Here is a 25,174-nt window from a genome sequence, read left to right as displayed (position 1 = left end):
AATCCTTAAGCGATTTTCAGCAGAGAAGGGGAGTGCGCTGCAAACAAGGGTGCAGCACGTTCTGCCGCAAGGCGTATCCGGCCCTTCAGGGGCTCACTGGTTATTTGGTAGTCGGTGAAGTCGGCTTCGGTGGCGTACACACCGATCGGCAGGGTCAGGGCCTGGAAGAAGGCGAACAGCGGGCGCAGTTGATGATCGAGGACCAGCGCGTGGCGTTCGCTACCACCGGTGGCGGCGAGCAGCACCGGGGTGTTGACCAGGGAGTTGAGACCGACCAGATCGAACAGGTGCTTGAGCAGGCCAGGGTAGGAAGCGCGATAGACCGGCGCGGCGACGATCAGCAGGTCGGCCTGTTCGATGGCCAACAGTTGGGCTTCGACTTCGGCGGGCAATTCATCGCGCGACAGTGCACCGCCCAGTGGCCGGGCAATGTCGCCCAGTTCGATCAGTGTGGTCTGGATTGGCAGGAGGGTGGCCAATTCGGCCAGAACGGCTTGGGTCAACACCAGGGTGCGCGACGGGCGCCAGGTTCCGCCGGAGAGGGCAACGACATTCAGTGGACGGGTCATGAACAGTTCCTTTTTCAACAGTGGTTCATAGCAAGTGAGGTGCAAGGTGTTGAGCAAGAGCTGTACCAACGGCTGCAGGCCTTGATTGGCTTGGGCTGCGGCTCACTGCTGAAAAATGTTGCTGTTGCCTGCCTGGTGATTTGTTGAATGGCTGTTGCCTGGGCAACAGTTGCTTGGCGAACAGTGCCTGGCAGAATTGGAGCTAGTTATAGAGGGTTACTGTTATTCCGTAAATGAACGTATTTCCATATTTATAGATCATAAAGAAATATATGAGGGGGCCATCGGAGGGGGCTTCGGCGGTTGATAGCGACTATCACGGACGGTGATTTTTCACCGAATGACGTCGGGAGTAGCCTGTGTTCATTGACTCGAAACCTCCTTTGCAGAGCCGCCGCCATGAACCTATTCCTCTCCGTTTGCTTATTGATTGTCAGCGCCGTACTCGCCGGCTGTGCGAGCCATCCATCGCCAGAATTACGTCCCTACTCGGCCGAAGAGACCAAGCAATTGGCTCTTGAAGCGCTGAGTCGTCGAGGCTTGTCGTTCGATGAATATCAACAGCAGCGTGCGGCACTGACCGGTCAGCCACAGAAGTCCTTCGGCTTTGATCGCCAAGGTGAAATGAATGCCGAGCGCGACGTCGTACTTCATGGTCGTCCTAGTTGATCGCGTTCTGCGCAGCAAAAAGCCCGAGGCGCCCTTTAAGGACCTCGGGCTTTTTGTTTTCCATGGCGCGACTTCAGCCTGTTAAGCTGAATTTCAGGAGCGTTCCTACGCACATTTACTTAAAGTTGTCCTTCTTTAATGGCATTCGATCCGGTAGACATGACGACCTCTGTTCCGGCCGATGCTCCTGAGACGCCGCTCTCGGGAACCTGCTTTGCGAGTCTTAACTGTCATGAATAAACGTCCTTTGTATTTCGACTACGCCGCCACCACCCCGGTGGACGAGCGGGTCATCCAGGTGATGGTCGAGTGCCTGGGCTTCAACGCCAATTTCGGTAACCCCGCGTCCAGTTCCCACGCTTACGGCCAGGCGGCCCGGCAAACGGTTGAACAGGCGCGTCGCCAGGTGGCCGAGTTGGTGGGCGCACAGCCTGAGCAGATCGTCTGGACCTCCGGCGCCACTGAATCCAACAACCTCGCCATCAAAGGCGTGTTCCAGGCGCGGGGTGTGGCCGGTGGGCATATCATCACCAGCCAGATCGAGCACAAGGCCACGCTGGACACCGCGCGACAGTTGCAGGAAGCCGGCGTAGCCGTGACCTATCTGGTACCCGACGCCGACGGTTTGATCAGCGTCGACGCGGTCAGTGAGGCGTTGTGCGAAGACACCTTCCTGGTTTCGCTGATGCTGGTGAATAACGAACTTGGCACCCTGAATGACATCCCCGGCATCGGCGCGCGGGTGCGTGAACACGGCGCGCTGCTGCATGTGGACGCGGCTCAGGGAGCAGGCAAGGTGGCGATCGATCTGGCGCAATGGCCGGTGGATTTGATGTCGTTTTCTGCGCACAAGTTGTACGGCCCCAAGGGTATCGGCGCGCTGTACGTCGGGCCTCGGGCGCAACAGAAGGTGTTGGCCCAGATTCATGGCGGCGGACACGAGGGCGGCTTGCGCTCCGGCACGTTGGCGACCCACCAGATTGCAGGGATGGGCACGGCATTTGCGCTGGCAGCGCAGTCGTTCACCGAAGAGAAAGCGGTGATCGTCGCGTTGCGGCAACGCCTGCTGGATCAGTTGGCTTCGATCGCCGGTGTACGCCTCAATGGCAGTGCCACGCAACGTATTCCCCACACCCTGAGCCTTACGTTCGGCGAAGGTGAATTCAATGCCGCGGCATTGAGCGCCGGTATCGCTTTTTCCGCGACGTCGGCCTGCAATTCTGCGAGCAATGCACCGTCCCACGTGTTGCTTGCCCTTGGCCATGACGCCCGCTCGGCCGGCCGCACCATTCGCTTGAGTCTGGGTAGGTTCACCACCGAGCATGACATTGACCAAGCGGTGCTATTGATTAAGGCCGCACTGGCCAGCGCGCCGGCCTTCTGGGCCGTCTGATTTTCACATAACAATTATTAGTGGTTAGCAGGAGACACAATGAGCACGCAGCCTTTGACCCATGGAACGGTTCCCCAGCGCCTGGCGCGCACCCGCGAACTGATGAGCCGCGAGGGCATCCACGCCCTGCTGGTGCCGTCGGCTGACCCGCATTTGTCCGAATACTTGCCGGGTTACTGGCAGGGCCGCCAATGGTTATCGGGTTTCCATGGCTCGGTGGGGACGCTGATTGTCACCGCAGATTTCGCTGGCGTGTGGGCCGACAGCCGTTACTGGGAACAAGCGACCAAGGAGCTTAAGGGCAGCGGCATCGAGCTAGTAAAACTGCAGCCGGGCCAACCTGGACCGCTGGAGTGGCTGGCCGAGCAAACTCCGGAAGGCGGTGTGGTGGCGGTGGACGGTGCAGTGATGGCGGTCGCTTCGGCGCGCACCTTGAGCGCCAAGCTGGCAGAACGTGGCGCGCGCTTGCGTACCGATATCGACGTGCTCGATACGGTTTGGACAGACCGTCCAAGCCTGCCGAACCAGCCGATTTATGCGCATCTGCCACCGCAAGCGACCGTTAGTCGTGGCGAGAAGCTCGCTGCACTGCGCGCCAGTTTGAAAGAGAAGGGCGCCGACTGGCACTTTATCGCGACCCTGGACGACATCGCCTGGTTGTTCAACCTGCGTGGCGGCGACGTTTCATTTAACCCGGTGTTTGTATCGTTTGCGCTGATCAGTCAACAGCAGGCCACGTTGTTCGTGGCGCTGAGTAAAGTCGACGCGGATCTGCGTGCTGTGCTTGAACAGGATGGCGTGGCGTTGCGCGATTACAGCGAGGTCGCGGATGCCTTGCGTGCAGTGCCGTCGGGTGCAGGTTTGCACGTCGACCCTGCCCGCGTAACCGCCGGCTTGCTGGAAAACCTGGATGCTGGCGTCAAGTTGATCGAAGGACTGAATCCGACCACATTGGCCAAATCACGCAAGAGTCTGGCAGACGCCGAGCACATCCGCCGGGCCATGGAGCAGGATGGCGCCGCTCTGTGCGAATTCTTCGCCTGGCTGGACAGTGCGCTGGGCCGTGAGCGCATCACGGAGTTGACCATTGATGAACACCTGACCGCAGCACGTACCCGTCGCCCCGACTATGTGTCGCTGAGTTTCAACACTATTGCCGCCTTTAACGCCAATGGCGCAATGCCCCATTACCACGCCACCGAGGAAGAGCATGCGGTGATCGAAGGTGATGGCTTGCTGCTGATCGACTCGGGTGGCCAGTACTTGGGCGGCACAACGGATATCACACGCATGGTGCCTATCGGTACGCCGAGTGAGGAGCAGAAACGAGACTGCACCCGGGTGCTGAAGGGCGTTATTGCGCTGTCCCGTGCGCATTTCCCGAGGGGGATTCTATCGCCGTTGCTGGATTCCATTGCCCGTGCGCCGATATGGGCTGAAGGTGTGGACTACGGCCACGGTACTGGGCACGGCGTAGGTTATTTCCTCAATGTGCATGAAGGTCCACAAGTGATTGCTTATCAGGCCGCCGCCGCTCCGCAAACGGCGATGCAGCCGGGGATGATCACTTCCATTGAACCGGGTACGTACCGGCCGGGGCGTTGGGGTGTGCGTATCGAGAACCTGGTGCTGAACCGCGAAGCGGGCAAGACCGAGTTTGGTGAGTTTCTGTCGTTTGAAACCCTGACGCTTTGCCCGATCGACACGCGTTGTCTTGAGCCGTCGCTGCTCACCACGGATGAGCGCGCGTGGCTCAACGCGTATCACGCGCAGGTGCGTGAGCGCTTGAGCTCGTTGCTGAGCGGCGCGGGGCTAGAGTGGTTGCAACTGCGTACGGCAGCTATCTGATCTGAAGCAAACGCCGCCTGCGATCTGCTTGCAAGCGGCGTTCAAGGATGAGTGTTAATCGAGAGCTGATTGGGCACGATGAGCAGTCGAGGATGACTGCTCGGGGGCGATTACTTACAGATAACGATCATGCTGCGGCTGGTGTACCCGGCAGGATTGATGCCAAAGGGATAGTCCCCGGGTTCCTCGGAATTGTCACCGGACTTGGCGATGACCCGATATCCCTTGGTACCGCAAGAGTTGGTTGCACTGGTGTAGCACTGGTCCCAAGAGGAGGACAGGCCGGAACAGTTGATATGCAGTCCTCTTTTTCCCCGTTTTACTTCTGTCTTGGTAGTCGCGGCACAGCCAGCAATGGCTACGACCATTAACACTATCAAAATTCGCTTCATTCCCATCCTTAATAGCCACTTCCCAATACTTGAAGCCGGCTCTACTCGCTCTCGAGTGTAGTGTTCGCGCTGTCCTTGTCGAAAAACTCCATGAATGACATTCGTTTAGCGCTTAAACATGGCCTAAATGAGCGGCAAATGCCAGAGGTACATTCAAAGATGATTCAATCCGCTGGAACCAGTGGTTTCGAGTCATTGCGCATCGTCAGCGTCGCGCCTACCGAGGCCAGGATAATGCAGGTAATGGCCAGCCATTGTGCCAGTGATAAGTACTCTTGCAGGAAGAGCAGGCCTGAGAGCGCGCCGAATACGGGTTCGATGCTCATGAGGGTGCCAAAGGTTCGTGCAGGGAGGCGCGTCAGCGCTACCATCTCCAGGGTGTAGGGTAGGGCAGTGGACAGAATGGCGACGCCGATGGCTATTGGAATCAGCGCAGGCGTCAACAAGGCACTGCCAGCGTGGACGATGCCAATGGGCGCGACAAACAGTGCTGCGATCATCACCCCAAGAGCGGCGGTCTGGACGCCGTTGTCGTTACCTGCTTTCTGTCCGAACAGAATGTAGAGTGCCCAGCAGACTCCCGCTCCTAATGCATAGGCTGCGCCAACTAAGTCGATACCATTGCTCGCTTCTCCCATGGGGATCAATAGAAGCAGGCCGACGATTGCGAGGGCAATCCACAGGAAGTCCACCGCCCGGCGCGACGCGTAGATGGCCACTGCAAGAGGTCCCGTGAATTCTAGGGCTACGGCGATGCCCAGGGGCACGCTGCGCAGTGACATATAGAAGAGGAAATTCATGCCGCCCAGGGCCATTCCGTAGATGACCACGGTGCGCAGGGACTTGGCGGTCAGCTTGGCGCGCCATGGTCGCAATATGAGCAGCATAATCACACTGGCGAAAATTAGGCGCAGGGTTGTAGTGCCTTGTGCGCCTACAATCGGGAACATGCTCTTGGCCAACGAGGCTCCTGACTGGATGGAAGCCATGGCGATCAGCAGCAGGCCGACAGGAAATAATGCCGAAGCCAGGCTGCGGGGAGAGGTGGTCATTGGGATGTACGTCCGATGTCATATTTGAGTAGCAGAGGCTGCTATGATGCTTAACTACTTGGAATTGAGCAATATATTGCTCAGTGTTATGCGGGTGGCTGTCTATATATAGAAGGACATGAAGGTTGGTGGGCGACTTGATAGAAAAACCAAATTAAAGGTTGACGTAAAATTCTGGGAGCCTATAATTCTCCCCACTTCCGGCGCAGTCGAAACGGAAAACTCCTTGGTAAACAACGAGTTACGCAGTTTTCGGCAGTAAGTTGCTTCAGTTCATCGAAGCCAAAAGGAAGTTGAAAAAGAGGTGTTGACAGCAGCGTGTAACGCTGTAGAATTCGCCTCCCGCTGATGAGAGATCAGAAGCGCAAGTGGTTGAAGTTGTTGAAGAAATCTTCGAAAGCTTCTGAAAATAATCACTTGACAGCAAATGAGGCTGCTGTAGAATGCGCGCCTCGGTTGAGACGAAAGATCTTAACCAATCGCTCTTTAACAACTGAATCAAGCAATTCGTGTGGGTGCTTGTGGAGTCAGACTGATAGTCAACAAGATTATCAGCATCACAAGTTACTCCGCGAGAAATCAAAGATGTAACCAACGATTGCTGAGCCAAGTTTAGGGTTTCTTAAAAACCCAAAGATGTTTGAACTGAAGAGTTTGATCATGGCTCAGATTGAACGCTGGCGGCAGGCCTAACACATGCAAGTCGAGCGGTAGAGAGAAGCTTGCTTCTCTTGAGAGCGGCGGACGGGTGAGTAATGCCTAGGAATCTGCCTGGTAGTGGGGGATAACGTTCGGAAACGGACGCTAATACCGCATACGTCCTACGGGAGAAAGCAGGGGACCTTCGGGCCTTGCGCTATCAGATGAGCCTAGGTCGGATTAGCTAGTTGGTGAGGTAATGGCTCACCAAGGCGACGATCCGTAACTGGTCTGAGAGGATGATCAGTCACACTGGAACTGAGACACGGTCCAGACTCCTACGGGAGGCAGCAGTGGGGAATATTGGACAATGGGCGAAAGCCTGATCCAGCCATGCCGCGTGTGTGAAGAAGGTCTTCGGATTGTAAAGCACTTTAAGTTGGGAGGAAGGGCAGTTACCTAATACGTGATTGTTTTGACGTTACCGACAGAATAAGCACCGGCTAACTCTGTGCCAGCAGCCGCGGTAATACAGAGGGTGCAAGCGTTAATCGGAATTACTGGGCGTAAAGCGCGCGTAGGTGGTTTGTTAAGTTGGATGTGAAATCCCCGGGCTCAACCTGGGAACTGCATTCAAAACTGACTGACTAGAGTATGGTAGAGGGTGGTGGAATTTCCTGTGTAGCGGTGAAATGCGTAGATATAGGAAGGAACACCAGTGGCGAAGGCGACCACCTGGACTGATACTGACACTGAGGTGCGAAAGCGTGGGGAGCAAACAGGATTAGATACCCTGGTAGTCCACGCCGTAAACGATGTCAACTAGCCGTTGGGAGCCTTGAGCTCTTAGTGGCGCAGCTAACGCATTAAGTTGACCGCCTGGGGAGTACGGCCGCAAGGTTAAAACTCAAATGAATTGACGGGGGCCCGCACAAGCGGTGGAGCATGTGGTTTAATTCGAAGCAACGCGAAGAACCTTACCAGGCCTTGACATCCAATGAACTTTCTAGAGATAGATTGGTGCCTTCGGGAACATTGAGACAGGTGCTGCATGGCTGTCGTCAGCTCGTGTCGTGAGATGTTGGGTTAAGTCCCGTAACGAGCGCAACCCTTGTCCTTAGTTACCAGCACGTAGTGGTGGGCACTCTAAGGAGACTGCCGGTGACAAACCGGAGGAAGGTGGGGATGACGTCAAGTCATCATGGCCCTTACGGCCTGGGCTACACACGTGCTACAATGGTCGGTACAGAGGGTTGCCAAGCCGCGAGGTGGAGCTAATCCCATAAAACCGATCGTAGTCCGGATCGCAGTCTGCAACTCGACTGCGTGAAGTCGGAATCGCTAGTAATCGCGAATCAGAATGTCGCGGTGAATACGTTCCCGGGCCTTGTACACACCGCCCGTCACACCATGGGAGTGGGTTGCACCAGAAGTAGCTAGTCTAACCTTCGGGAGGACGGTTACCACGGTGTGATTCATGACTGGGGTGAAGTCGTAACAAGGTAGCCGTAGGGGAACCTGCGGCTGGATCACCTCCTTAATCGACGACATCAGCTGCTCCATAAGTTCCCACACGAATTGCTTGATTCATTGAAGAAGACGATAAAGAAGCAGCCCGAAATTGGGTCTGTAGCTCAGTTGGTTAGAGCGCACCCCTGATAAGGGTGAGGTCGGCAGTTCGAATCTGCCCAGACCCACCAATTTTGTGTGGGAAACGCCTGTAGAAATACGGGGCCATAGCTCAGCTGGGAGAGCGCCTGCCTTGCACGCAGGAGGTCAACGGTTCGATCCCGTTTGGCTCCACCACTACTGCTTCTGTTTGTTGAAAGCTTAGAAATGAGCATTCCATTGTTATGATGGTGAATGTTGATTTCTAGTCTTTGATTAGATCGTTCTTTAAAAATTTGGGTATGTGATAGAAAGATAGACTGAACGTTACTTTCACTGGTAACGGATCAGGCTAAGGTAAAATTTGTGAGTGGCTCGAAAGAGCCAAATCGAATTTTCGGCGAATGTTGTCTTCACAGTATAACCAGATTGCTTGGGGTTATATGGTCAAGTGAAGAAGCGCATACGGTGGATGCCTTGGCAGTCAGAGGCGATGAAAGACGTGGTAGCCTGCGAAAAGCTTCGGGGAGTCGGCAAACAGACTTTGATCCGGAGATGTCTGAATGGGGGAACCCAGCCATCATAAGATGGTTATCTTACGCTGAATACATAGGCGTAAGAGGCGAACCAGGGGAACTGAAACATCTAAGTACCCTGAGGAAAAGAAATCAACCGAGATTCCCTTAGTAGTGGCGAGCGAACGGGGACTAGCCCTTAAGTGGCTTTGAGATTAGCGGAACGCTCTGGAAAGTGCGGCCATAGTGGGTGATAGCCCTGTACGCGAAAATCTCTTAGTCATGAAATCGAGTAGGACGGAGCACGAGAAACTTTGTCTGAATATGGGGGGACCATCCTCCAAGGCTAAATACTACTGACTGACCGATAGTGAACTAGTACCGTGAGGGAAAGGCGAAAAGAACCCCGGAGAGGGGAGTGAAATAGATCCTGAAACCGTATGCGTACAAGCAGTGGGAGCCCACTTTGTTGGGTGACTGCGTACCTTTTGTATAATGGGTCAGCGACTTATTTTCAGTGGCGAGCTTAACCGAATAGGGGAGGCGTAGCGAAAGCGAGTCTTAATAGGGCGTCTAGTCGCTGGGAATAGACCCGAAACCGGGCGATCTATCCATGGGCAGGTTGAAGGTTGGGTAACACTAACTGGAGGACCGAACCGACTACCGTTGAAAAGTTAGCGGATGACCTGTGGATCGGAGTGAAAGGCTAATCAAGCTCGGAGATAGCTGGTTCTCCTCGAAAGCTATTTAGGTAGCGCCTCATGTATCACTGTAGGGGGTAGAGCACTGTTTCGGCTAGGGGGTCATCCCGACTTACCAAACCGATGCAAACTCCGAATACCTACAAGTGCCGAGCATGGGAGACACACGGCGGGTGCTAACGTCCGTCGTGAAAAGGGAAACAACCCAGACCGTCAGCTAAGGTCCCAAAGTTATGGTTAAGTGGGAAACGATGTGGGAAGGCTTAGACAGCTAGGAGGTTGGCTTAGAAGCAGCCACCCTTTAAAGAAAGCGTAATAGCTCACTAGTCGAGTCGGCCTGCGCGGAAGATGTAACGGGGCTCAAACCATACACCGAAGCTACGGGTATCACGTAAGTGATGCGGTAGAGGAGCGTTCTGTAAGCCTGTGAAGGTGAGTTGAGAAGCTTGCTGGAGGTATCAGAAGTGCGAATGCTGACATGAGTAACGACAATGGGTGTGAAAAACACCCACGCCGAAAGACCAAGGTTTCCTGCGCAACGTTAATCGACGCAGGGTTAGTCGGTCCCTAAGGCGAGGCTGAAAAGCGTAGTCGATGGAAAACAGGTTAATATTCCTGTACTTCTGGTTATTGCGATGGAGGGACGGAGAAGGCTAGGCCAGCTTGGCGTTGGTTGTCCAAGTTTAAGGTGGTAGGCTGAGATCTTAGGTAAATCCGGGATCTTAAGGCCGAGAGCTGATGACGAGTTAACTTTTAGTTAACGAAGTGGTTGATGCCATGCTTCCAAGAAAAGCTTCTAAGCTTCAGGTAACCAGGAACCGTACCCCAAACCGACACAGGTGGTTGGGTAGAGAATACCAAGGCGCTTGAGAGAACTCGGGTGAAGGAACTAGGCAAAATGGCACCGTAACTTCGGGAGAAGGTGCGCCGGTGAGGGTGAAGGACTTGCTCCGTAAGCTCATGCCGGTCGAAGATACCAGGCCGCTGCGACTGTTTATTAAAAACACAGCACTCTGCAAACACGAAAGTGGACGTATAGGGTGTGACGCCTGCCCGGTGCCGGAAGGTTAATTGATGGGGTTAGCTAACGCGAAGCTCTTGATCGAAGCCCCGGTAAACGGCGGCCGTAACTATAACGGTCCTAAGGTAGCGAAATTCCTTGTCGGGTAAGTTCCGACCTGCACGAATGGCGTAACGATGGCGGCGCTGTCTCCACCCGAGACTCAGTGAAATTGAAATCGCTGTGAAGATGCAGTGTATCCGCGGCTAGACGGAAAGACCCCGTGAACCTTTACTATAGCTTTGCACTGGACTTTGAATTTGCTTGTGTAGGATAGGTGGGAGGCTTTGAAGCGTGGACGCCAGTCTGCGTGGAGCCAACCTTGAAATACCACCCTGGCAACTTTGAGGTTCTAACTCAGGTCCGTTATCCGGATCGAGGACAGTGTATGGTGGGTAGTTTGACTGGGGCGGTCTCCTCCTAAAGAGTAACGGAGGAGTACGAAGGTGCGCTCAGACCGGTCGGAAATCGGTCGTAGAGTATAAAGGCAAAAGCGCGCTTGACTGCGAGACAGACACGTCGAGCAGGTACGAAAGTAGGTCTTAGTGATCCGGTGGTTCTGTATGGAAGGGCCATCGCTCAACGGATAAAAGGTACTCCGGGGATAACAGGCTGATACCGCCCAAGAGTTCATATCGACGGCGGTGTTTGGCACCTCGATGTCGGCTCATCACATCCTGGGGCTGAAGCCGGTCCCAAGGGTATGGCTGTTCGCCATTTAAAGTGGTACGCGAGCTGGGTTTAGAACGTCGTGAGACAGTTCGGTCCCTATCTGCCGTGGACGTTTGAGATTTGAGAGGGGCTGCTCCTAGTACGAGAGGACCGGAGTGGACGAACCTCTGGTGTTCCGGTTGTCACGCCAGTGGCATTGCCGGGTAGCTATGTTCGGAATAGATAACCGCTGAAAGCATCTAAGCGGGAAACTAGCCTCAAGATGAGATCTCACTGGAACCTTGAGTTCCCTAAAGGGCCGTCGAAGACTACGACGTTGATAGGTTGGGTGTGTAAGCGCTGTGAGGCGTTGAGCTAACCAATACTAATTGCCCGTGAGGCTTGACCATATAACACCCAAGCAATTTGCTTGCTTCGAGCTGAAAAGCGAAAGAGCACCAGATTGCGGTGTGTGAAGACGAAATGAACCGAAAGTTCGACTCTTGCAAACACCGAAAGCTATCACATACCCAATTTGCTGAAGCGAGGCCAGCTGGTCACGACTCAGTACCCGAATTTCTTGACGACCATAGAGCATTGGAACCACCTGATCCCATCCCGAACTCAGTAGTGAAACGATGCATCGCCGATGGTAGTGTGGGGTTTCCCCATGTGAGAGTAGGTCATCGTCAAGATTAAATTCCGAAACCCCATTTGCGAAAGCAGATGGGGTTTTGTTTTGGGCGGGCGGAAAGTGCGAGGGCGGGTCAGGGCGTGCTCTCGAATATCCTCAGGGGCGGCGGGCCTGCCACCTTTGTCATTGATGTGCAAACATCCGTCAAAGTACCGTTGAGGAATTCAATGCAAAGTGTTTCTGCATTTTTGGTATGGTGCAGCACATTTTCCCAAGGATTGATCTTTCATCGCAGGATGCGGCGTCGACCCTCTTCAACGAGATGCTGTAGAAATGCCAGAACCGATACCGATCAAAGATCACGAAAAAGAAAACCGTCTTGTCAATAAACGCCTGCTCGCTTGCGCGCTACTGGTCATTGGCATCACATGCGCTCTGGTGGGGCGTATGTATTTCCTGCAGGTCGTACAGTTCGACTACCACTCCACAATTTCTGAGAACAACCGCGTCCACGTATTACCCATTACACCGACGCGTGGCCTTATCTATGACCGCAACGGTGTGGTATTGGCCGACAATCGCCCCAGCTACAACCTGACCATCACCCGCGAACGCACCACCGACCTCAAGGGGGAGTTGGATGCCATCGTCAATCTTCTGCACTTGCCGCCTGAGGACCGTGGATTATTCGACAAGGCCTTGAAGCAAGCGCGCCATCCCTTCGTTCCAGTGACGTTGTTTTACGAGTTGACCGAAGAGCAAATTGCGTTGCTGGCAGTGAATGAGTTCCGCCTGCCGGGGGTCGATGTAGAACCACAGTTCGTCCGTCACTATCCGCTCGCCGCTCACTTCGCCCACTCCATTGGCTATGTGGGCCGTATTAACGAGAAAGAATCTAAGACCCTCGACTCGGTGGAGTACCGTGGCACGCAGTCTATCGGCAAGACCGGTATTGAGCGGTTTTACGAATCCGAGCTACACGGTCATGTCGGTTATGAAGAGGTTGAGACCAACGCCCAGGGTCGCGTGCTGCGCGTGCTCAAGCATACTGACCCGATCCCCGGCAAGAACATCGTCCTGAGCCTCGACGTCAAGCTCCAGGAAGCGGCTGAGGAGGCCCTGGGTGATCGTCGCGGCTCAGTAGTGGCACTTGACCCGCAAACCGGTGAAGTACTGGCCATGGTCAGCAAGCCCAGCTTCGATCCGAACCTGTTCGTAACCGGTATCAGCTTCAAGGAATATGCCGCGCTGCATGACTCCATCGACCGACCGCTGTTCAACCGTGTCCTTAGAGGCCTGTACGCACCGGGATCGACCATCAAGCCAGAAGTGGCCATCGCAGGCCTAGACAGCGGTGTCGTCACCGCCCAAACCCGTGTGTTCGACCCGGGTTACTACCAACTACCCGACTTCGACCACAAATACCGCAACTGGAACCATAGCGGCGACGGTTGGGTGGATATGGACGCAGCCATCATGCGCTCCAACGACACATACTTTTACGACCTGGCCCACAAGCTGGGTATCGACCGCCTACACGACTATCTCGCGGAATTCGGCCTGGGTCAGAAAGTATCCCTAGACATGTTTGAAGAGTCAGCCGGCCTGATGCCGTCTCAGGCCTGGAAGCGCGCGACCCGCCGCCAGCCCTGGTTTCCAGGCGAAACCGTGATTCTCGGCATCGGCCAAGGCTACATGCAGGTCACGCCGCTGCAACTGGCTCAGGCCACCGCGCTGATCGCCAACAAAGGTGTATGGAACCGACCGCACCTGGCCAAAACGATCAATGGCGTGCCGCCCGTTGACGAAAACCCCATGCCGAACGTTGTACTCAAAGACCCTCGCGACTGGGAGCAGGTCAACCACGGCATGCAACTGGTAATGCACGATCCGCGCGGTATCGCCCGGGCCGCTGCGCAAGGTGCGCAATATCGCATCGCCGGCAAGAGTGGTACGGCCCAAGTGGTCGCGATCAAGCAGGGCGAGCGCTATAACCGTGAGAAGACATTGGAACGCCACCGCGACAACGCCTTGTTCGTCGGCTTTGCTCCCGCCGAACACCCGAAAATCGTGATCTCGGTGATGATCGAAAACGGTGAGGCCGGTGGTCGCGTTGCAGGACCGGTCGTGCGGCAGATCATGGATGCTTGGCTGCTGGACCAGGACGGTCACCTGAAGCCGCAATATGCAGCGCCAGCCAAGGCACCGGGTGAGCCGCGCGTCTAGGTCATGGCTTCCACTCGTCCCAGCGTTCCATATCCTCATAGGCGAGCCAGGGTACATCGTGGCTCGCCCATATGTGCGAGGTGGGACTGACGCCCGGATCATCATCCAGCGTTGCCACTCGCACAATTACATGGGGCTGCTGGCTACGCTCCGCCATCAGGTGTGAGCCGCAGCGTTTGCAAAAATGTCTGAATTTTCCCGGTGAAGACTCGAAGGCCGCGCGCAATTCCTCCCCTAACGTCCAGCGAAAATGTTCGCGCATTACCCCTGCCGTGGCGACAAACGCCGCCGCGTGTATCTTGCGGCAGCTCCTGCAATGGCAGTGGCTGATGGGCATATCCAAGATGTCCACCTGATAGCGCACACCTTTGCAAAAGCAACTTCCATTCAATGGTTCAGTCATAACGTATTGCCGGGTTCAAGGATGGGGTCATCATCATTGCTTACAACCTCAGGTTGCGCATTGTTTGATGTCGCCTACTGTCAATGGAGGAGGTGACTTATGCACGTATTAGATCGCATCGAGCGAAAAGTCCTGCTCAACGCTTCACGCAAACAGGTCTGGGAGGCACTGACCAACGCTGAGCAATTCGGCGATTGGTTTGGCGTCGCCCTTAAGGGCAAAGTTTTCGGGGCGGGAGAAACCATCGAGGCGCCGATTACCTATCCAGGTTACGAGCATGTGGTCTGGAAAGCCAAAATCGAACGCATCCTGCCACAGACATTGTTCTCTTTCTGGTGGCATCCCTTTGCGGTTGAGAAGGGCGTCGATTATGACCAGGAGACACCCACCTTGGTTGAGTTCACGATTGAAGATCGTGCCCCGGGCATTCTGCTTCGGGTTGTGGAGTCCGGCTTCGACGCAGTGCCCCAGGCTCGTCGCCAGAAGGCCTTCAAGATGAACTCTCGTGGCTGGGACGAGCAGATGGGTAATATCGAAAACTATCTGAACACTGCCCGTCGGGCATGACCCAAACGGGCATCATTGCTGATGCCCGTGCTTACAGCTTTCAGCTCCCATGGCTGTAGTGACTTCCAGAACTTCCATGTGCCAAGAGCCCTGAGTCGGCTAATGCAATAAATGTGTGAGATTGCAGCCTGCGTACGCGTTTACCTGCCGCGCTGGCCCAGATGCCGCGTAGAATCAACGCCTGAAAGCGATTCCTGAGGTGCGGCAAGGTGGATTTACAGCAGGGTTTTGTCCTGACCCGGCATTGGCGCGATACCCCGGCGGGTACGGAGGTCAGTTTCTGGCTGGCCACGGACCAGGGCCCACAGTTCATCCGCCTACCCATGCAGACCTCGGTGATGTTCATCCCAGAGGCCCATCGCAAGCCGCTGGATTGGTTGCTCAAGGGCGAGCGTGATATTGAATTGCGCCCCTTGCAGTTGTGCGATTTTCATCACCGCCCGGTCCTGGGCCTGTACACCCGCCAGCACCGCCAATTGATGGATGTAGAAAAACGCCTGCGCGCTGCCGGCGTCGACGTCTACGAAGCCGATGTACGTCCACCTGAGCGCTACATGATGGAGCGCTTTATCACCGCCCCGGTCTGGTTCGGTGGCACACCCGACGTCTCTGGCGCTCTGTGCGACGCGCAGATGAAACCTTCCGCCGACTACCGCCCACCGCTCAAACTGGTGTCCCTGGACATAGAGACCACCGCTCAGGGCGACCTGTACTCCATCGCCCTTGAAGGCTGCGGTGAGCGCCAGGTCTACATGCTCGGGCCACCGAACAAAACCGACGCAGTGGACTTCAAGCTCGACTACTGCGACACCCGCGCCCAACTGCTGGAGCGCCTCAACCAATGGCTCGCCACCTTTGATCCCGACGCCATCATCGGCTGGAATGTCGTGCAGTTCGACCTGCGCGTGCTCCACGAACACGCCCAACGCCTCAAGGTGCCGCTCATGCTTGGCCGTGGCGACGAACCCATGGCCTGGCGCGAACATGGCAGTCGCAACCATTACTTCGCCTCAGCGGCGGGGCGCCTGATCATCGACGGTATCGAAGCCCTGCGGTCGGCCACCTGGAGCTTTGAATCCTTCAGTCTGGAAAACGTTGCGCAGACCTTGCTGGGCGAGGGCAAGGATATCTCCACGCCCTACCAGCGCATGGACGAAATCAACCGCATGTTCGCCGAGGACAAGCCCGCACTGGCGCGCTACAACCTCAAGGACTGCGAGCTGGTCACGCGGATTTTCGAGAAGACCGAACTGCTCAAGTTCCTGCTCGAACGAGCCAGCGTCACCGGGTTGCCAGCCGACCGCAATGGCGGATCGGTCGCAGCATTCACCCACCTGTACATGCCGCTGATGCACCGCCAGGGTTTTGTCGCGCCCAACGTGGGCGACAAACCGCCCCAGGCCAGCCCCGGCGGATTTGTCATGGACTCACGTCCCGGTCTCTACGAATCCGTGCTGGTACTCGATTACAAAAGCCTCTACCCGTCGATCATCCGCAGCTTTTTGATCGACCCCGTGGGCTTGATCGAAGGCCTCAAGCACCCGGACGACAGCGAATCAGTGGAAGGTTTTCGCGGTGCGCGTTTTTCCCGTACGCGTCATTGCCTGCCGTCTATCGTCGCCCGCGTCTCCGAGGGCCGTGAAGTGGCCAAGCGCGAACACAACGCGCCGCTGTCCCAAGCTCTGAAAATCATCATGAATGCGTTTTATGGCGTGCTCGGTTCCAGCGGATGCCGCTTCTTTGACACACGACTGGCGTCCTCGATCACGATGCGCGGCCACCAGATCATGCGTCAGACCCGCGAGCTGGTCGAAGCTCAGGGCTATGAGGTGATCTACGGCGACACCGATTCAACCTTCGTCTGGCTCGGCAAGGCCCATTCCCAGGAAGCTGCCAGCCGTATCGGACAGGCGCTGGTGCAGCACGTCAATGCGTGGTGGCGCGAGCATCTGCACAGCGCATTTGGCCTGCAAAGCGCTTTGGAGTTGCAATACGAAACCCACTTCACGCGCTTTCTCATGCCCACCATTCGCGGTGCAGAGGAGGGCAGCAAAAAACGCTACGCCGGCTTGGTCACGCGTGCTGATGGCAGCGAAGACATGGTCTACAAAGGCCTGGAAACCGTGCGCAGCGACTGGTCGCCCCTGGCTCGGCAATTCCAGCAGGAACTCTACCAGCGTATCTTTCACCGCCAGCCCCATCAGGACTACATTCGCGACTACGTTCGCCGAACCCTGAGCGGCGAATTCGACGAACTGCTGATTTACCGCAAGCGCCTGCGCCGCCGGTTGGATGACTACGAACGCAACGTACCGCCCCACGTGCGCGCCGCGCGCCTGGCCGATGACTACAATGACCGCCTGGGGCGGCCGCGCCAGTACCAGCGCGGCGGTTGGATCAGCTACGTGATCAGCGTCAACGGCCCTGAACCGTTGGAAGTGCGCCAAGCGCCCATCGACTACGATCACTACGTTACCCGGCAATTGCAGCCGGTGGCCGATGCGATTCTGCCCTTTGTGAATGACGATTTCGGCACCTTGGTCGGTGGGCAAATGGGGCTGTTCTAACGATCAACACCCCTTAAAAGTGTGGGAGGTTACGCCTCCATCGATAGGAGAAAACGCTCATGTACACGCTCTACGGCACCGACGAATCCGGCTCTTGCATGATCGAAATCGCCCTGCAGCGCTGTGCGGTGCCGTGGCACCGAGTGGACGCCAGCTCCTGGCAGGAGAGCGAGGGCAGCGAAGCCTTGGCACGCATCAACCCGCTCAAGCAAATCCCCACGCTGGTCACTCCCGGCGGGCAGGTGCTGACGGAAAGAGCCGCGATCCTCATTCACCTGGGGCTCGAATTTCCTGACTCGCACCTGCTGAACGGCGACCGGGCGCAGATCATCAGAGGCCTGGTGTATATCGCCGCCAACTGTTATTCGGCGATCGGCATCATTGACTACCCGCAACGTTGGTTGGGCAACGCCAATGAAGCGGCCCAAGTGCAACTGGCGACCGGCACTCGCCGCTATCTGCATCAGGCCTGGGTAGTGTTCGCCGATCAGTTCGAACAGCAGCTGTTTGCGCCGAACGGTGAGCCGAATGCACTGGGCATTATGGCGGCAGCAGTGTCGCGCTGGGATGACGCCCGTGAGGCGTTGGGCGGCTTGGCACCCGGCTTTGCCCAGACGTTGGCGCAGGTGGATGCCGATCCTGTCGTGGCCCCGGTTTTTGCGCGGCATTGGCCGGAGTGGAAGGTCTCGTAATGTTTCCGCAATCAACGGAAACAATCACGGATGTCCGCGCCAAACCCTTGCGTAGCGGGCGTCCTGACCTACGCTTTCTTAAAGCGCTGTAGGAATCATCCTTGAATTTGACTGTCGCAGACATGAAACTCAAGAACCCTGCATGGAATTCAAAGGAGGTGCGCATGCTCATCCGGTCGCTGACCCTGGCTACCTTGATGGCTTTTACGGGGCCGCTGTTGGCTGCTGATGATATCAACCCGCTCAAGCAGGATCTGGGCAAGGCCCGGCCGTTGGTGGTGGTTGAGCTTGATTCAGGCAACTCCACGCTGGTGACCCTTAAGAAACAACTGGACGAGCCCGCCATCAAGCAGTCCTTTGAAGAGCGCGCCATGGTGTTCTACACCGTGAAGTTCGGCAGCATTGGCGCCGAAGGCGAGAAGTTCGCCAAGGACCCAAAGGACAATAAAAAGCTAACGCCGCCCGAAACCAATGCACTGATCCGCGCACTCAAACTTGGCGCTGGCAGCGGCACTAAGGTGATCCTGATCGGCAAGGATGGCGATAAGAAACTTGAGAAGACCGTGCCACCGGATACCCTCGACTTGAAGGAATTCTTCAGCACCATCGACCAGATGCCCATGGCGGAGAAAGAAGCCGCTGCCGCCGCAGAACCTGAACCCGCCCCACCAGCGCCAGCCAAGGGCGCCAAGCCCGCAAAGCCGGGCAGCAAGCCAGCCCCTCAACAACTGGATGACTGAACCCGAAACCCTGTAGGCCCCGCCGCCTACAGGGTTTTTTGTGGCTTACGCACCGGAAACGGAAAGTAGAAAAACCGCAAAAACGCCACCCGCTTGATCACTTCCCCGATCAACAACGGCACCACCACAGCCACGACAAAACCGATACACGCCGCGACAAACGCATGCAGCCCCAGCCGCTCCATCAGGTCAAACGTCTTGTGCTGGATCTCGCCATGGAAGATCAACAAAATCAGCGTCGATTGGCCAATATAGGTCATCGCCCGGGTAATCAGTGCCGACACCATCAGCACCCGTGCCAGCGCCCAGCACACGTAAACACCAATCACCGCAAGCAGGCTGGTCCACAGCCAGTGGTCGTAGCGCCGTTGCGCCAGGTCCATGGTGTCGTGGCTGTAGATGAACACAACCGCGAACAGCGCCACCGAAAGCAACAGGGTCAGCACTGACCCCGCATGGGTACGCAGCCAGTCCCGCAGCAGATAGCCGTAGACGAAACACGCGCTGCTGATCAGCGTGATGTCCAGGCTGAACGGCAAGCCGGGCAGTACCCAGGTTTGCCCGCCGACCGTCACCGGCAATTGCCAGAACCAGGGCAGCATCCAGATGCCGATCAGCAGCGGCACCAGCATCAGTACACAACTCACGGCCAGCGAAAGACGCTGGATCAACCGTAGCAGCACCCAACCAAACAGAATCGCCACCCAAAAGTGCGGCAAAAACCAAAGAGCCTGCCATGGGATGGTGTCCACCGAGGCATACAACACGCCGCCGATATCCGGCAGCAGCGGCTGGCCGCGCAGCAGATCTCGCACGATCACGTACACCAGCATGGTGAAGAAAAACGGCTTGAGCAGAGCATCCGCCTTACGCACCGCCATCTCGAGAAAGGGCTGTTCAGGCTTGAAAAGGACCCCCGACAGAAAGAAGAACAAAGGCAGCACGAACGACGCCAGGATCAGGTACATAAGGTCCGGTGACGTGGCGACAAACCAACTGTGGGCATACACGATCACCAGGATGCCGATGCCTTTGGCGATGTCCATTTGGATCCAGCGATGTTTCATCTGCGTCTCCCCAGTCAACCCTTCATGCCTTGCGCCATGGTTTCAGCCACAGCCCCATCCCGAGCAATACCAAGGCACCGGCCAGGGTGCTCAGCCCCAGTTGCAGCCATACGCCTTCAAGACGAAACAACACCAGCGCCGCCACGCCCAGCACCAGCGCACTGAGTAGCCAGTGCCGGGCCCAGGGCAGGGCGCCGAGCAGTGTTTGGCGTTGCATCAGCAGCAGCGCGGTGCAGATCACTCCCGCCAGCGCGGCCAGTGGAATTCCTGCCAGGCCGAACACAAATGGCAAGACGCAGAGCAGCAACACGTTGACCAGGCTGCCGAGCAATTCGCAGCGCAGCGGCTGGCGCGTATCGCCGGCTGCGTAGGCGTAACGCGCGAGCAAGGCGTTCCAGGCGCCGAACACCAACGGCACGGCAAACCACGCCAGCAGCAGCGGCAATGGTGAGTCAGACGATTGCTGGGGCAACAGCAGCGCCACCAGGCTTGGTGCGGCGGCTACCAGCCCGACGCCGGCGGGCAGCGTCAGCACGCTGGCGGTTTCCAGGCCGCGCTTGAGCAGGGCCAGGCGCGCATCGCCCTGACGTCGGCTCATCATGCCCAGCAGCACCTGATTGAGGCTCATCAGCGCAATCAGCGGCAGGTTCATCAGCTTGCGGGCCAGGTTGACCCAGGTGACTGCGCCTTCGCCAAGCAGCGATGCTACGAGTCTTTCGATCAGCGCCAGGCCCTGGCTGGCTCCGTTGCTTATCAATAAGGGGCCGATGCGTTGGCCCAGCTCGCGTAACGGCGCGAAGCTCAGCTGCCAGCGCCACGGCCGCCAGCCTTGGCGCCACATCGACGGCAGCAGCGCCAATGGCATCAGCAAGCTGCCGGCGAGGCATGCCAGGGCCAGTGAGTGGGGTTGAGTCGCGGTGCCGGCGAGGGCGAGGTACGTCACTGGTGGCAGGTTGAACAGCAGCGAGCCCAAGCCGGCCAGCACAAAACGCTCGCTGGCCTGCAATGGAATGCTGAACAGCGCATGCAGCATCAGCCCCGGTACGCACCAGGCGACGACCTGCAGGTTGCTGCTGGCCAACGCCGTCGCCGTGTCGGCCAACCCTGGGCCGAGCACTTGCACCAGCCACGGCGCCAACAGCGTCAGCAGCAGACTGGTCACCAAGGCGATCAGCATCAAGGCCGGAAACAATACCGCCAGCCAGTCCAGCCGCTCGCCATCCTTGCGCGCCAGGTACAACGGCAACGCCGCCGCACTGAGCACACCGCCGGCCAAAGACATGCGCAGCGCCTCGGGCAAGAACAGCGCAATCAGGAACGCATCACTGCGCTCCCCCGCGCCCCACGCCGCGACCAGCAACCACTCACGGGCGAACCCCAGGCACAGGCCCAGCAAGGTCGCCAGGGTCAGCCATGCGGCGGAGCCCAGCATCAGGGCCGTGCGCCGCTGAACAGCGGTTTACGGTAGGTCACTGTCTTGACCTGCGGCAGGCGCGCCGGAAACAAGCGCCGCGCCTCCAGCACATTGATGCCCACCATCAGCCAGAACAGCGCCACCATCACCACCGCAAAACTGAAGTAGTGGTCAAACAAGCCACTGACCAGCGCGGACAGAATCCCCGCCGTGGTACCCAGCCACAGGGCGTTGTCCTTGGTCAGGCGGATCGGACCTTTCTCTGGACGGGCTTCACGCCACCAGCGGACGGTTACCGCCACAAACAGCAGCATGCCAACGAGGCCGATCTTGTAGATGTAGTTCAGCCACAGGTTGGAGATGCCCAGCAGACCAGTGCCCGGCACTGGCGGGTCGACCTTGAAGCCGATGCCCAGCGGATAGGCCGCCACGGCCTGCGGGAACATGCGGTACTCATCGAAACGCACTTCGGTACTGGCGTTGTTCGAAGAAAAAATCGTCGCCAGGCGATCCTGCAACGGTGGATAAGCCATCACCAGCGCTATCGTCAGCGCCGCACCGATCATCAATAGGCGACCGGTGTACGGCACGCGCCGTGAGGCCATCCATATCAGCACCAGCGCCAGGCTGACCATCGCGCCACGGCTGCTGGCCAGCAGCAATGCCGCCGCTCCCAAACAGGCCACGCCCAAACCGAGTGCGCGTTTCCAGCCTTGTTCGGTCATGCCGAAGCAGAAGGCTAAAGGCAGCAGCAACGCCATGATCCCACCGATGGCATTCGGGTGCGTCCACGGCGAGCCCATGCGCGAAGACATGGCCTCCAGACCAAATTTGAGCATGTCGAAATTGGCGTAGTTGAACAGGCCAAGAATCGGCGCGATCCCGGCCCCTGAGCGTGTGCGCACAAACACCCCAATGGACAACACCAGCATCGCCAGGGTGCCGAGCAACAGTGCGATCACCAGGGATTCGCGGTGCTTTTGATCCACCAGCAATTTGGCCGCGAGGAACACCCCCGACAGGTTCAGCAACCAGCGCAGCCAGTTGGCCAAGCCGCTGCTGTCGGCGTGGGTGATAACCTGACCGACCATGAAGGGGAACGCACTGAACAGCATCAGCCACAACAGCATTTGGTCGGTGGGCCGTCGTGTCAGGCTGGGCGCTTGCGGCAGGCGCGACAGGAAGCTGTGCCACAGGATCGCGCCCCAGGTGAGGGCCAGAATCGCCTCGCTCACCGTGGTGCGAATGCCCAGGTTAACCGTGGAATACGGCATGAACGTCGCCACGGCCGCAAACAGCAACAGGCCCCAGAACGGAAAGCGCAGGATGGTCACCGCAGCCGCCAGACCGACCACAGCCAGAAACGCCTTGGCCGGCGACAGCAGCAAAGCCAGGGCGCCAAACAGCAGGCCGAAGAGTATCGCGACGAGGCTTGCCAGATTCACTCTCACGTCAGTTCCTCGATCAGTTCGGCCAGGCGCCGGCGATAAGCGTGGTGGTTGAAGCGTTGCGCCCACTGGCGGCGTTGCTCGGGGGATTCTTCGTCGGGTTGCTCGCCCAGGCCTATCATCAATTGCGTCAGCGCCGGGCCATCGGTGGGCGAAAAGCGGGGGGCTGACGGTGGCGTGATTTCATCCAGTGATGTACCGCTGGCCACCGCCACGGGGGTGCCGACGCTCAAGGCTTCGATCACCGGCAGGCCAAACCCTTCGGCATACGACGGCTGCCACAGGCGCGAGGCCCGGCGGTACAACGCGTGCAACTCAGCGTCCGACACACCGCTCAAGGCGCGAATACCTGGCAGTGTGCGCTGGGCTTCGGGCAAATGATCGAGGCTGCCTACCAATACGAGTTCCGGCACTGAGGGCGATTGGCGTCGCGCTTGCTGCCAGGCGTCCACCAGAAATGGCACGTTTTTGCGCAACTCGCGGGTGCCCACCAGCAACCAGTAACGCGCAGGCAACTGGCGCGTGCTGAGGTCGGCGGCCAGCTCGGAGAACCCATCGACCTGGTTGGGCAACACGCGAATCTTGCCCGCCGCCTTGGGGAACAGCCGCGCGGTTTCATCGGCGCTGTACTGCGACGGCGTCCACACGCGGTCGGCGCTGTGCACCGCGTAGGCAATCGACAGGCGATCGCTGGTCTTGTAGATCAACGCCTTCAAGCGGTTGGCGTGGTAGTTGTTCAGGGTGATCTGAAACAGATCATGCAACAGCACGACGGTGCGCAGTCCTTGAGGCTTGGGTGGCAACGGCAGGCCCATATTGAAGGTGCTGATGTACAGATCGACATGGTGTTCGCGCAACGCCCGCGGCAAGAAACCCGCCTCGAAACGCAGGCGATTCTGTGGCTGGTGCATGGCAGTCTTGGCGCAGCCCCAAGCCGGGCAATGGGCCCACAGCCGGGTTTCATCGCCCAGGGGCGCTACGGTAAAGCGCTCGACCTCGATGTTCGGCAGTGTGTGCAGCGCACTCTCCAGCGCATACACCTGGCGGCTGATGCCCGATTGCGGCGAGGTGCCGACGGTGCGGTAATCCAGGCCTACACGCATGCCGGCTCCTTTTGGTTCTGCGGCGCGAGGGTGGCGTACACCTGCTCCAACTGGCTGGCGGCGACGCTCCAGTCATGGGCCCGACGCACGTAGGCGCGGCCAGCTTCACCCATGGGCGCGGCGGCGTCGGGGAATTGCAGCAGGCGTACCACCGCATCGGCCAGCTTGGTGGCGCTTTGTCCGCCGAGGTAGTCCAGGCCTTCCACCAAGTCCAGCCCGGATACACCTTGCTCGGTGCTGGCCAACGGCAGGCCGGCGGCCAGGGCTTCTAGCACCTTGAGTTTCGACCCGCCGCCGTGGCGCAACGGCGCCAGAAAGACCGAGCAGCTTGATTGCAGATTCAGCAGGTCGGGCACGAAACCTTGCCACTCGATGCGCGGGTCCTTCCAGCGCTCGCGCCAACTGCCCGGCATGCCGAAACCGCACACGCTCATGCGCGCATCCGGGCAGTGCGCCCAGACCTTGGGCAGGATTTCATCCAGCGCCCATTCGATGGCGTCCACGTTCGGCGCGTATTCATAGTTGCCCAGGAACAGCACGCGTCGGGTCGACGGGTCGGGACGGGCGGCGGCGAAGTGATCGCAGTCCACGCCATTGACCACCACCGGTACCGGTTTTCCGGCGATTTTTTCCAGGACCTGCGCGTCGCTGTCGGTGACGGCCACCACCTGCGCGGCCTGGCGCATCACTCGGCGTTCCCAGCGGGTATAGCGCCATTGATCGTAGCGAATGAACGGCAGCGCCCAACGCGGCAAACGGTCGTAAGTGGCTGCGCCCAGGGCCGACTCCACATTGTGTTCGGTCAGCACAAACGGCTGTGACTTGCGCGCCAGTGCGTCTTCGTAAGGCTGGAAACTGTAGCTGTGCTCAATCTGCACCACGTCCCACTGCTCACCCAGCAACCAATTGAAAGTGTCCTGCAACTCGCCCGCCAAACCATTCACGCTGGCCAGCAGCGGGTAGGGCGCAAACAGCCCGGCCACCAGGGTCTTGAAACTGCGCAACGGGCGGCGCGGCAGGATGATCAACTGTTCGACAAACGCCTCCAGCACCTGGCGGTCGGTGAGCGACACCGGGTGCTTGTCATGCAGCAGCAAGGTGATCTGGTGCCCACGCGCCGCAAGGCTGCGCAGCAAATGGAACTGACGCGTCTTGCCGCCGCTGGTGGCGGGCCAGGGCGAGTAGGGCAGGATCCATAAAATGCGCATCGCAGGCC

17 protein-coding genes, 2 tRNA genes and 3 rRNA genes are annotated in these 25,174 nt (G+C 57.9%); 13 read left to right on the top strand and 9 right to left on the bottom strand.

Translation table 11 applies throughout. The features are described from left to right. Positions 1–5: 5 nt before the first annotated feature. Positions 6–569 (bottom strand): FMN reductase, encoded by a 564-nt coding sequence (gene msuE / locus ACKZ62_RS19090; protein ID WP_447095670.1) that lies wholly within the window; start codon positions 567–569, stop codon positions 6–8. Positions 570–968: 399 nt separating this feature from the next. Between msuE and ACKZ62_RS19085 the strand changes: the two genes are divergently transcribed. The 3 genes from ACKZ62_RS19085 to ACKZ62_RS19075 all read left to right on the top strand — a co-directional run bounded on the left by ACKZ62_RS19085 (position 969) and on the right by ACKZ62_RS19075 (position 4,479). Further along, entirely contained in the window at positions 969–1,238 is a 270-nt protein-coding gene (locus ACKZ62_RS19085) for a hypothetical protein (protein ID WP_447095669.1), read from the top strand. 232 nt (positions 1,239–1,470) lie between these two features. Further along, positions 1,471–2,631, top strand: coding sequence for a cysteine desulfurase family protein (locus ACKZ62_RS19080; protein ID WP_447095668.1), 1,161 nt, complete (start codon positions 1,471–1,473; stop codon positions 2,629–2,631). A 39-nt stretch (positions 2,632–2,670) separates the two neighbouring features. Continuing rightward, on the top strand, positions 2,671–4,479 hold the full coding sequence (locus ACKZ62_RS19075) for an aminopeptidase P family protein (protein ID WP_099603145.1): 1,809 nt from the start codon (positions 2,671–2,673) through the stop codon (positions 4,477–4,479). Positions 4,480–4,589: 110 nt separating this feature from the next. On the opposite strand, the gene ACKZ62_RS19070 is transcribed toward ACKZ62_RS19075, so the two are convergent. Further along, entirely contained in the window at positions 4,590–4,871 is a 282-nt protein-coding gene (locus ACKZ62_RS19070) for a hypothetical protein (protein WP_032886026.1), read from the bottom strand. 164 nt (positions 4,872–5,035) lie between these two features. Then, entirely contained in the window at positions 5,036–5,923 is an 888-nt protein-coding gene (rhtA, locus tag ACKZ62_RS19065) for a threonine/homoserine exporter RhtA (protein ID WP_032886027.1), read from the bottom strand. 642 nt (positions 5,924–6,565) lie between these two features. Here rhtA and ACKZ62_RS19060 point away from each other — a divergent pair. From ACKZ62_RS19060 to mrdA, 6 genes are all read left to right on the top strand, one after another. After that, positions 6,566–8,102, top strand: a 16S ribosomal RNA gene (locus tag ACKZ62_RS19060). 83 nt (positions 8,103–8,185) lie between these two features. Beyond that, positions 8,186–8,262: transfer RNA gene (locus ACKZ62_RS19055), tRNA-Ile, on the top strand. 30 nt (positions 8,263–8,292) lie between these two features. Continuing rightward, positions 8,293–8,368, top strand: a tRNA-Ala gene (locus ACKZ62_RS19050). A 247-nt stretch (positions 8,369–8,615) separates the two neighbouring features. Beyond that, positions 8,616–11,507, top strand: a 23S ribosomal RNA gene (locus tag ACKZ62_RS19045). Positions 11,508–11,676: 169 nt separating this feature from the next. Next, a 5S ribosomal RNA gene (rrf, locus tag ACKZ62_RS19040) occupies positions 11,677–11,792 on the top strand. The 16S, 23S and 5S rRNA genes sit together here with 2 tRNA genes alongside, the layout of an rRNA operon. A gap of 272 nt (positions 11,793–12,064) precedes the next feature. Further along, positions 12,065–13,957, top strand: coding sequence for a penicillin-binding protein 2 (gene mrdA / locus ACKZ62_RS19035; RefSeq protein ID WP_032888193.1), 1,893 nt, complete (start codon positions 12,065–12,067; stop codon positions 13,955–13,957). A 1-nt stretch (position 13,958) separates the two neighbouring features. On the opposite strand, the gene ACKZ62_RS19030 is transcribed toward mrdA, so the two are convergent. Beyond that, positions 13,959–14,360 (bottom strand): GFA family protein, encoded by a 402-nt coding sequence (locus ACKZ62_RS19030; protein WP_032888194.1) that lies wholly within the window; start codon positions 14,358–14,360, stop codon positions 13,959–13,961. 99 nt (positions 14,361–14,459) lie between these two features. Between ACKZ62_RS19030 and ACKZ62_RS19025 the strand changes: the two genes are divergently transcribed. The 4 genes from ACKZ62_RS19025 to ACKZ62_RS19010 all read left to right on the top strand — a co-directional run bounded on the left by ACKZ62_RS19025 (position 14,460) and on the right by ACKZ62_RS19010 (position 18,926). Next, positions 14,460–14,927, top strand: coding sequence for an SRPBCC family protein (locus tag ACKZ62_RS19025; protein WP_447095667.1), 468 nt, complete (start codon positions 14,460–14,462; stop codon positions 14,925–14,927). A gap of 209 nt (positions 14,928–15,136) precedes the next feature. Next, positions 15,137–17,494: a DNA polymerase II gene (locus ACKZ62_RS19020; RefSeq protein WP_447095666.1), complete on the top strand. Its 2,358-nt coding sequence runs from the start codon at positions 15,137–15,139 to the stop codon at positions 17,492–17,494. Between the two features lie 59 nt (positions 17,495–17,553). Further along, on the top strand, positions 17,554–18,186 hold the full coding sequence (locus ACKZ62_RS19015) for a glutathione S-transferase family protein (RefSeq protein ID WP_447095665.1): 633 nt from the start codon (positions 17,554–17,556) through the stop codon (positions 18,184–18,186). 164 nt (positions 18,187–18,350) lie between these two features. Further along, complete coding sequence (locus ACKZ62_RS19010) at positions 18,351–18,926, top strand: DUF4174 domain-containing protein (RefSeq protein WP_181644460.1); 576 nt, start codon at positions 18,351–18,353, stop codon at positions 18,924–18,926. A gap of 26 nt (positions 18,927–18,952) precedes the next feature. Here ACKZ62_RS19010 and ACKZ62_RS19005 read toward each other — a convergent pair whose 3' ends face one another. From ACKZ62_RS19005 to ACKZ62_RS18985, 5 genes are read right to left on the bottom strand one after another with little or no spacing between them, the layout of a single operon-like run. Further along, positions 18,953–19,993, bottom strand: coding sequence for an acyltransferase family protein (locus ACKZ62_RS19005; RefSeq protein ID WP_032888206.1), 1,041 nt, complete (start codon positions 19,991–19,993; stop codon positions 18,953–18,955). 22 nt (positions 19,994–20,015) lie between these two features. Further along, positions 20,016–21,425 carry a murein biosynthesis integral membrane protein MurJ gene (gene murJ / locus ACKZ62_RS19000; RefSeq protein WP_032888208.1) on the bottom strand — a complete coding sequence of 470 codons (1,410 nt, stop codon included), beginning with the start codon at positions 21,423–21,425 and terminating at the stop codon, positions 20,016–20,018. After that, on the bottom strand, positions 21,425–22,852 hold the full coding sequence (locus ACKZ62_RS18995) for an O-antigen ligase family protein (protein ID WP_442116734.1): 1,428 nt from the start codon (positions 22,850–22,852) through the stop codon (positions 21,425–21,427). Before ACKZ62_RS18995 ends, murJ begins: the two co-directional genes overlap by 1 nt. A gap of 2 nt (positions 22,853–22,854) precedes the next feature. Continuing rightward, a complete protein-coding gene (locus ACKZ62_RS18990) occupies positions 22,855–23,958 on the bottom strand; it encodes a glycosyltransferase family 4 protein (protein WP_260368147.1) in 1,104 nt (367 codons plus the stop codon). After that, positions 23,949–25,166: a glycosyltransferase family 4 protein gene (locus ACKZ62_RS18985; protein ID WP_447095664.1), complete on the bottom strand. Its 1,218-nt coding sequence runs from the start codon at positions 25,164–25,166 to the stop codon at positions 23,949–23,951. The genes ACKZ62_RS18990 and ACKZ62_RS18985 overlap by 10 nt, the downstream gene beginning before the upstream one ends. Positions 25,167–25,174: the final 8 nt, after the last annotated feature.

It is taken from the genome of Pseudomonas sivasensis (assembly GCF_052938085.1).
The sequence above is the reverse complement of the archived record's forward strand: the minus strand, read 5'-3'. Positions and strand labels throughout refer to the sequence as shown.

Coding starts and splice junctions, on each gene's coding strand:
- msuE (WP_447095670.1), bottom strand. CDS start 569: ATGACCCGTCCACTGAATGTCGTTGCCCTCTCCGGCGGAACCTGGCGC.
- ACKZ62_RS19085 (WP_447095669.1), top strand. CDS start 969: ATGAACCTATTCCTCTCCGTTTGCTTATTGATTGTCAGCGCCGTACTC.
- ACKZ62_RS19080 (WP_447095668.1), top strand. CDS start 1,471: ATGAATAAACGTCCTTTGTATTTCGACTACGCCGCCACCACCCCGGTG.
- ACKZ62_RS19075 (WP_099603145.1), top strand. CDS start 2,671: ATGAGCACGCAGCCTTTGACCCATGGAACGGTTCCCCAGCGCCTGGCG.
- ACKZ62_RS19070 (WP_032886026.1), bottom strand. CDS start 4,871: ATGAAGCGAATTTTGATAGTGTTAATGGTCGTAGCCATTGCTGGCTGT.
- rhtA (WP_032886027.1), bottom strand. CDS start 5,923: ATGACCACCTCTCCCCGCAGCCTGGCTTCGGCATTATTTCCTGTCGGC.
- mrdA (WP_032888193.1), top strand. CDS start 12,065: ATGCCAGAACCGATACCGATCAAAGATCACGAAAAAGAAAACCGTCTT.
- ACKZ62_RS19030 (WP_032888194.1), bottom strand. CDS start 14,360: ATGACTGAACCATTGAATGGAAGTTGCTTTTGCAAAGGTGTGCGCTAT.
- ACKZ62_RS19025 (WP_447095667.1), top strand. CDS start 14,460: ATGCACGTATTAGATCGCATCGAGCGAAAAGTCCTGCTCAACGCTTCA.
- ACKZ62_RS19015 (WP_447095665.1), top strand. CDS start 17,554: ATGTACACGCTCTACGGCACCGACGAATCCGGCTCTTGCATGATCGAA.
- ACKZ62_RS19010 (WP_181644460.1), top strand. CDS start 18,351: ATGCTCATCCGGTCGCTGACCCTGGCTACCTTGATGGCTTTTACGGGG.
- ACKZ62_RS19005 (WP_032888206.1), bottom strand. CDS start 19,993: ATGAAACATCGCTGGATCCAAATGGACATCGCCAAAGGCATCGGCATC.
- murJ (WP_032888208.1), bottom strand. CDS start 21,425: ATGCTGGGCTCCGCCGCATGGCTGACCCTGGCGACCTTGCTGGGCCTG.
- ACKZ62_RS18990 (WP_260368147.1), bottom strand. CDS start 23,958: ATGCGTGTAGGCCTGGATTACCGCACCGTCGGCACCTCGCCGCAATCG.
- ACKZ62_RS18985 (WP_447095664.1), bottom strand. CDS start 25,166: ATGCGCATTTTATGGATCCTGCCCTACTCGCCCTGGCCCGCCACCAGC.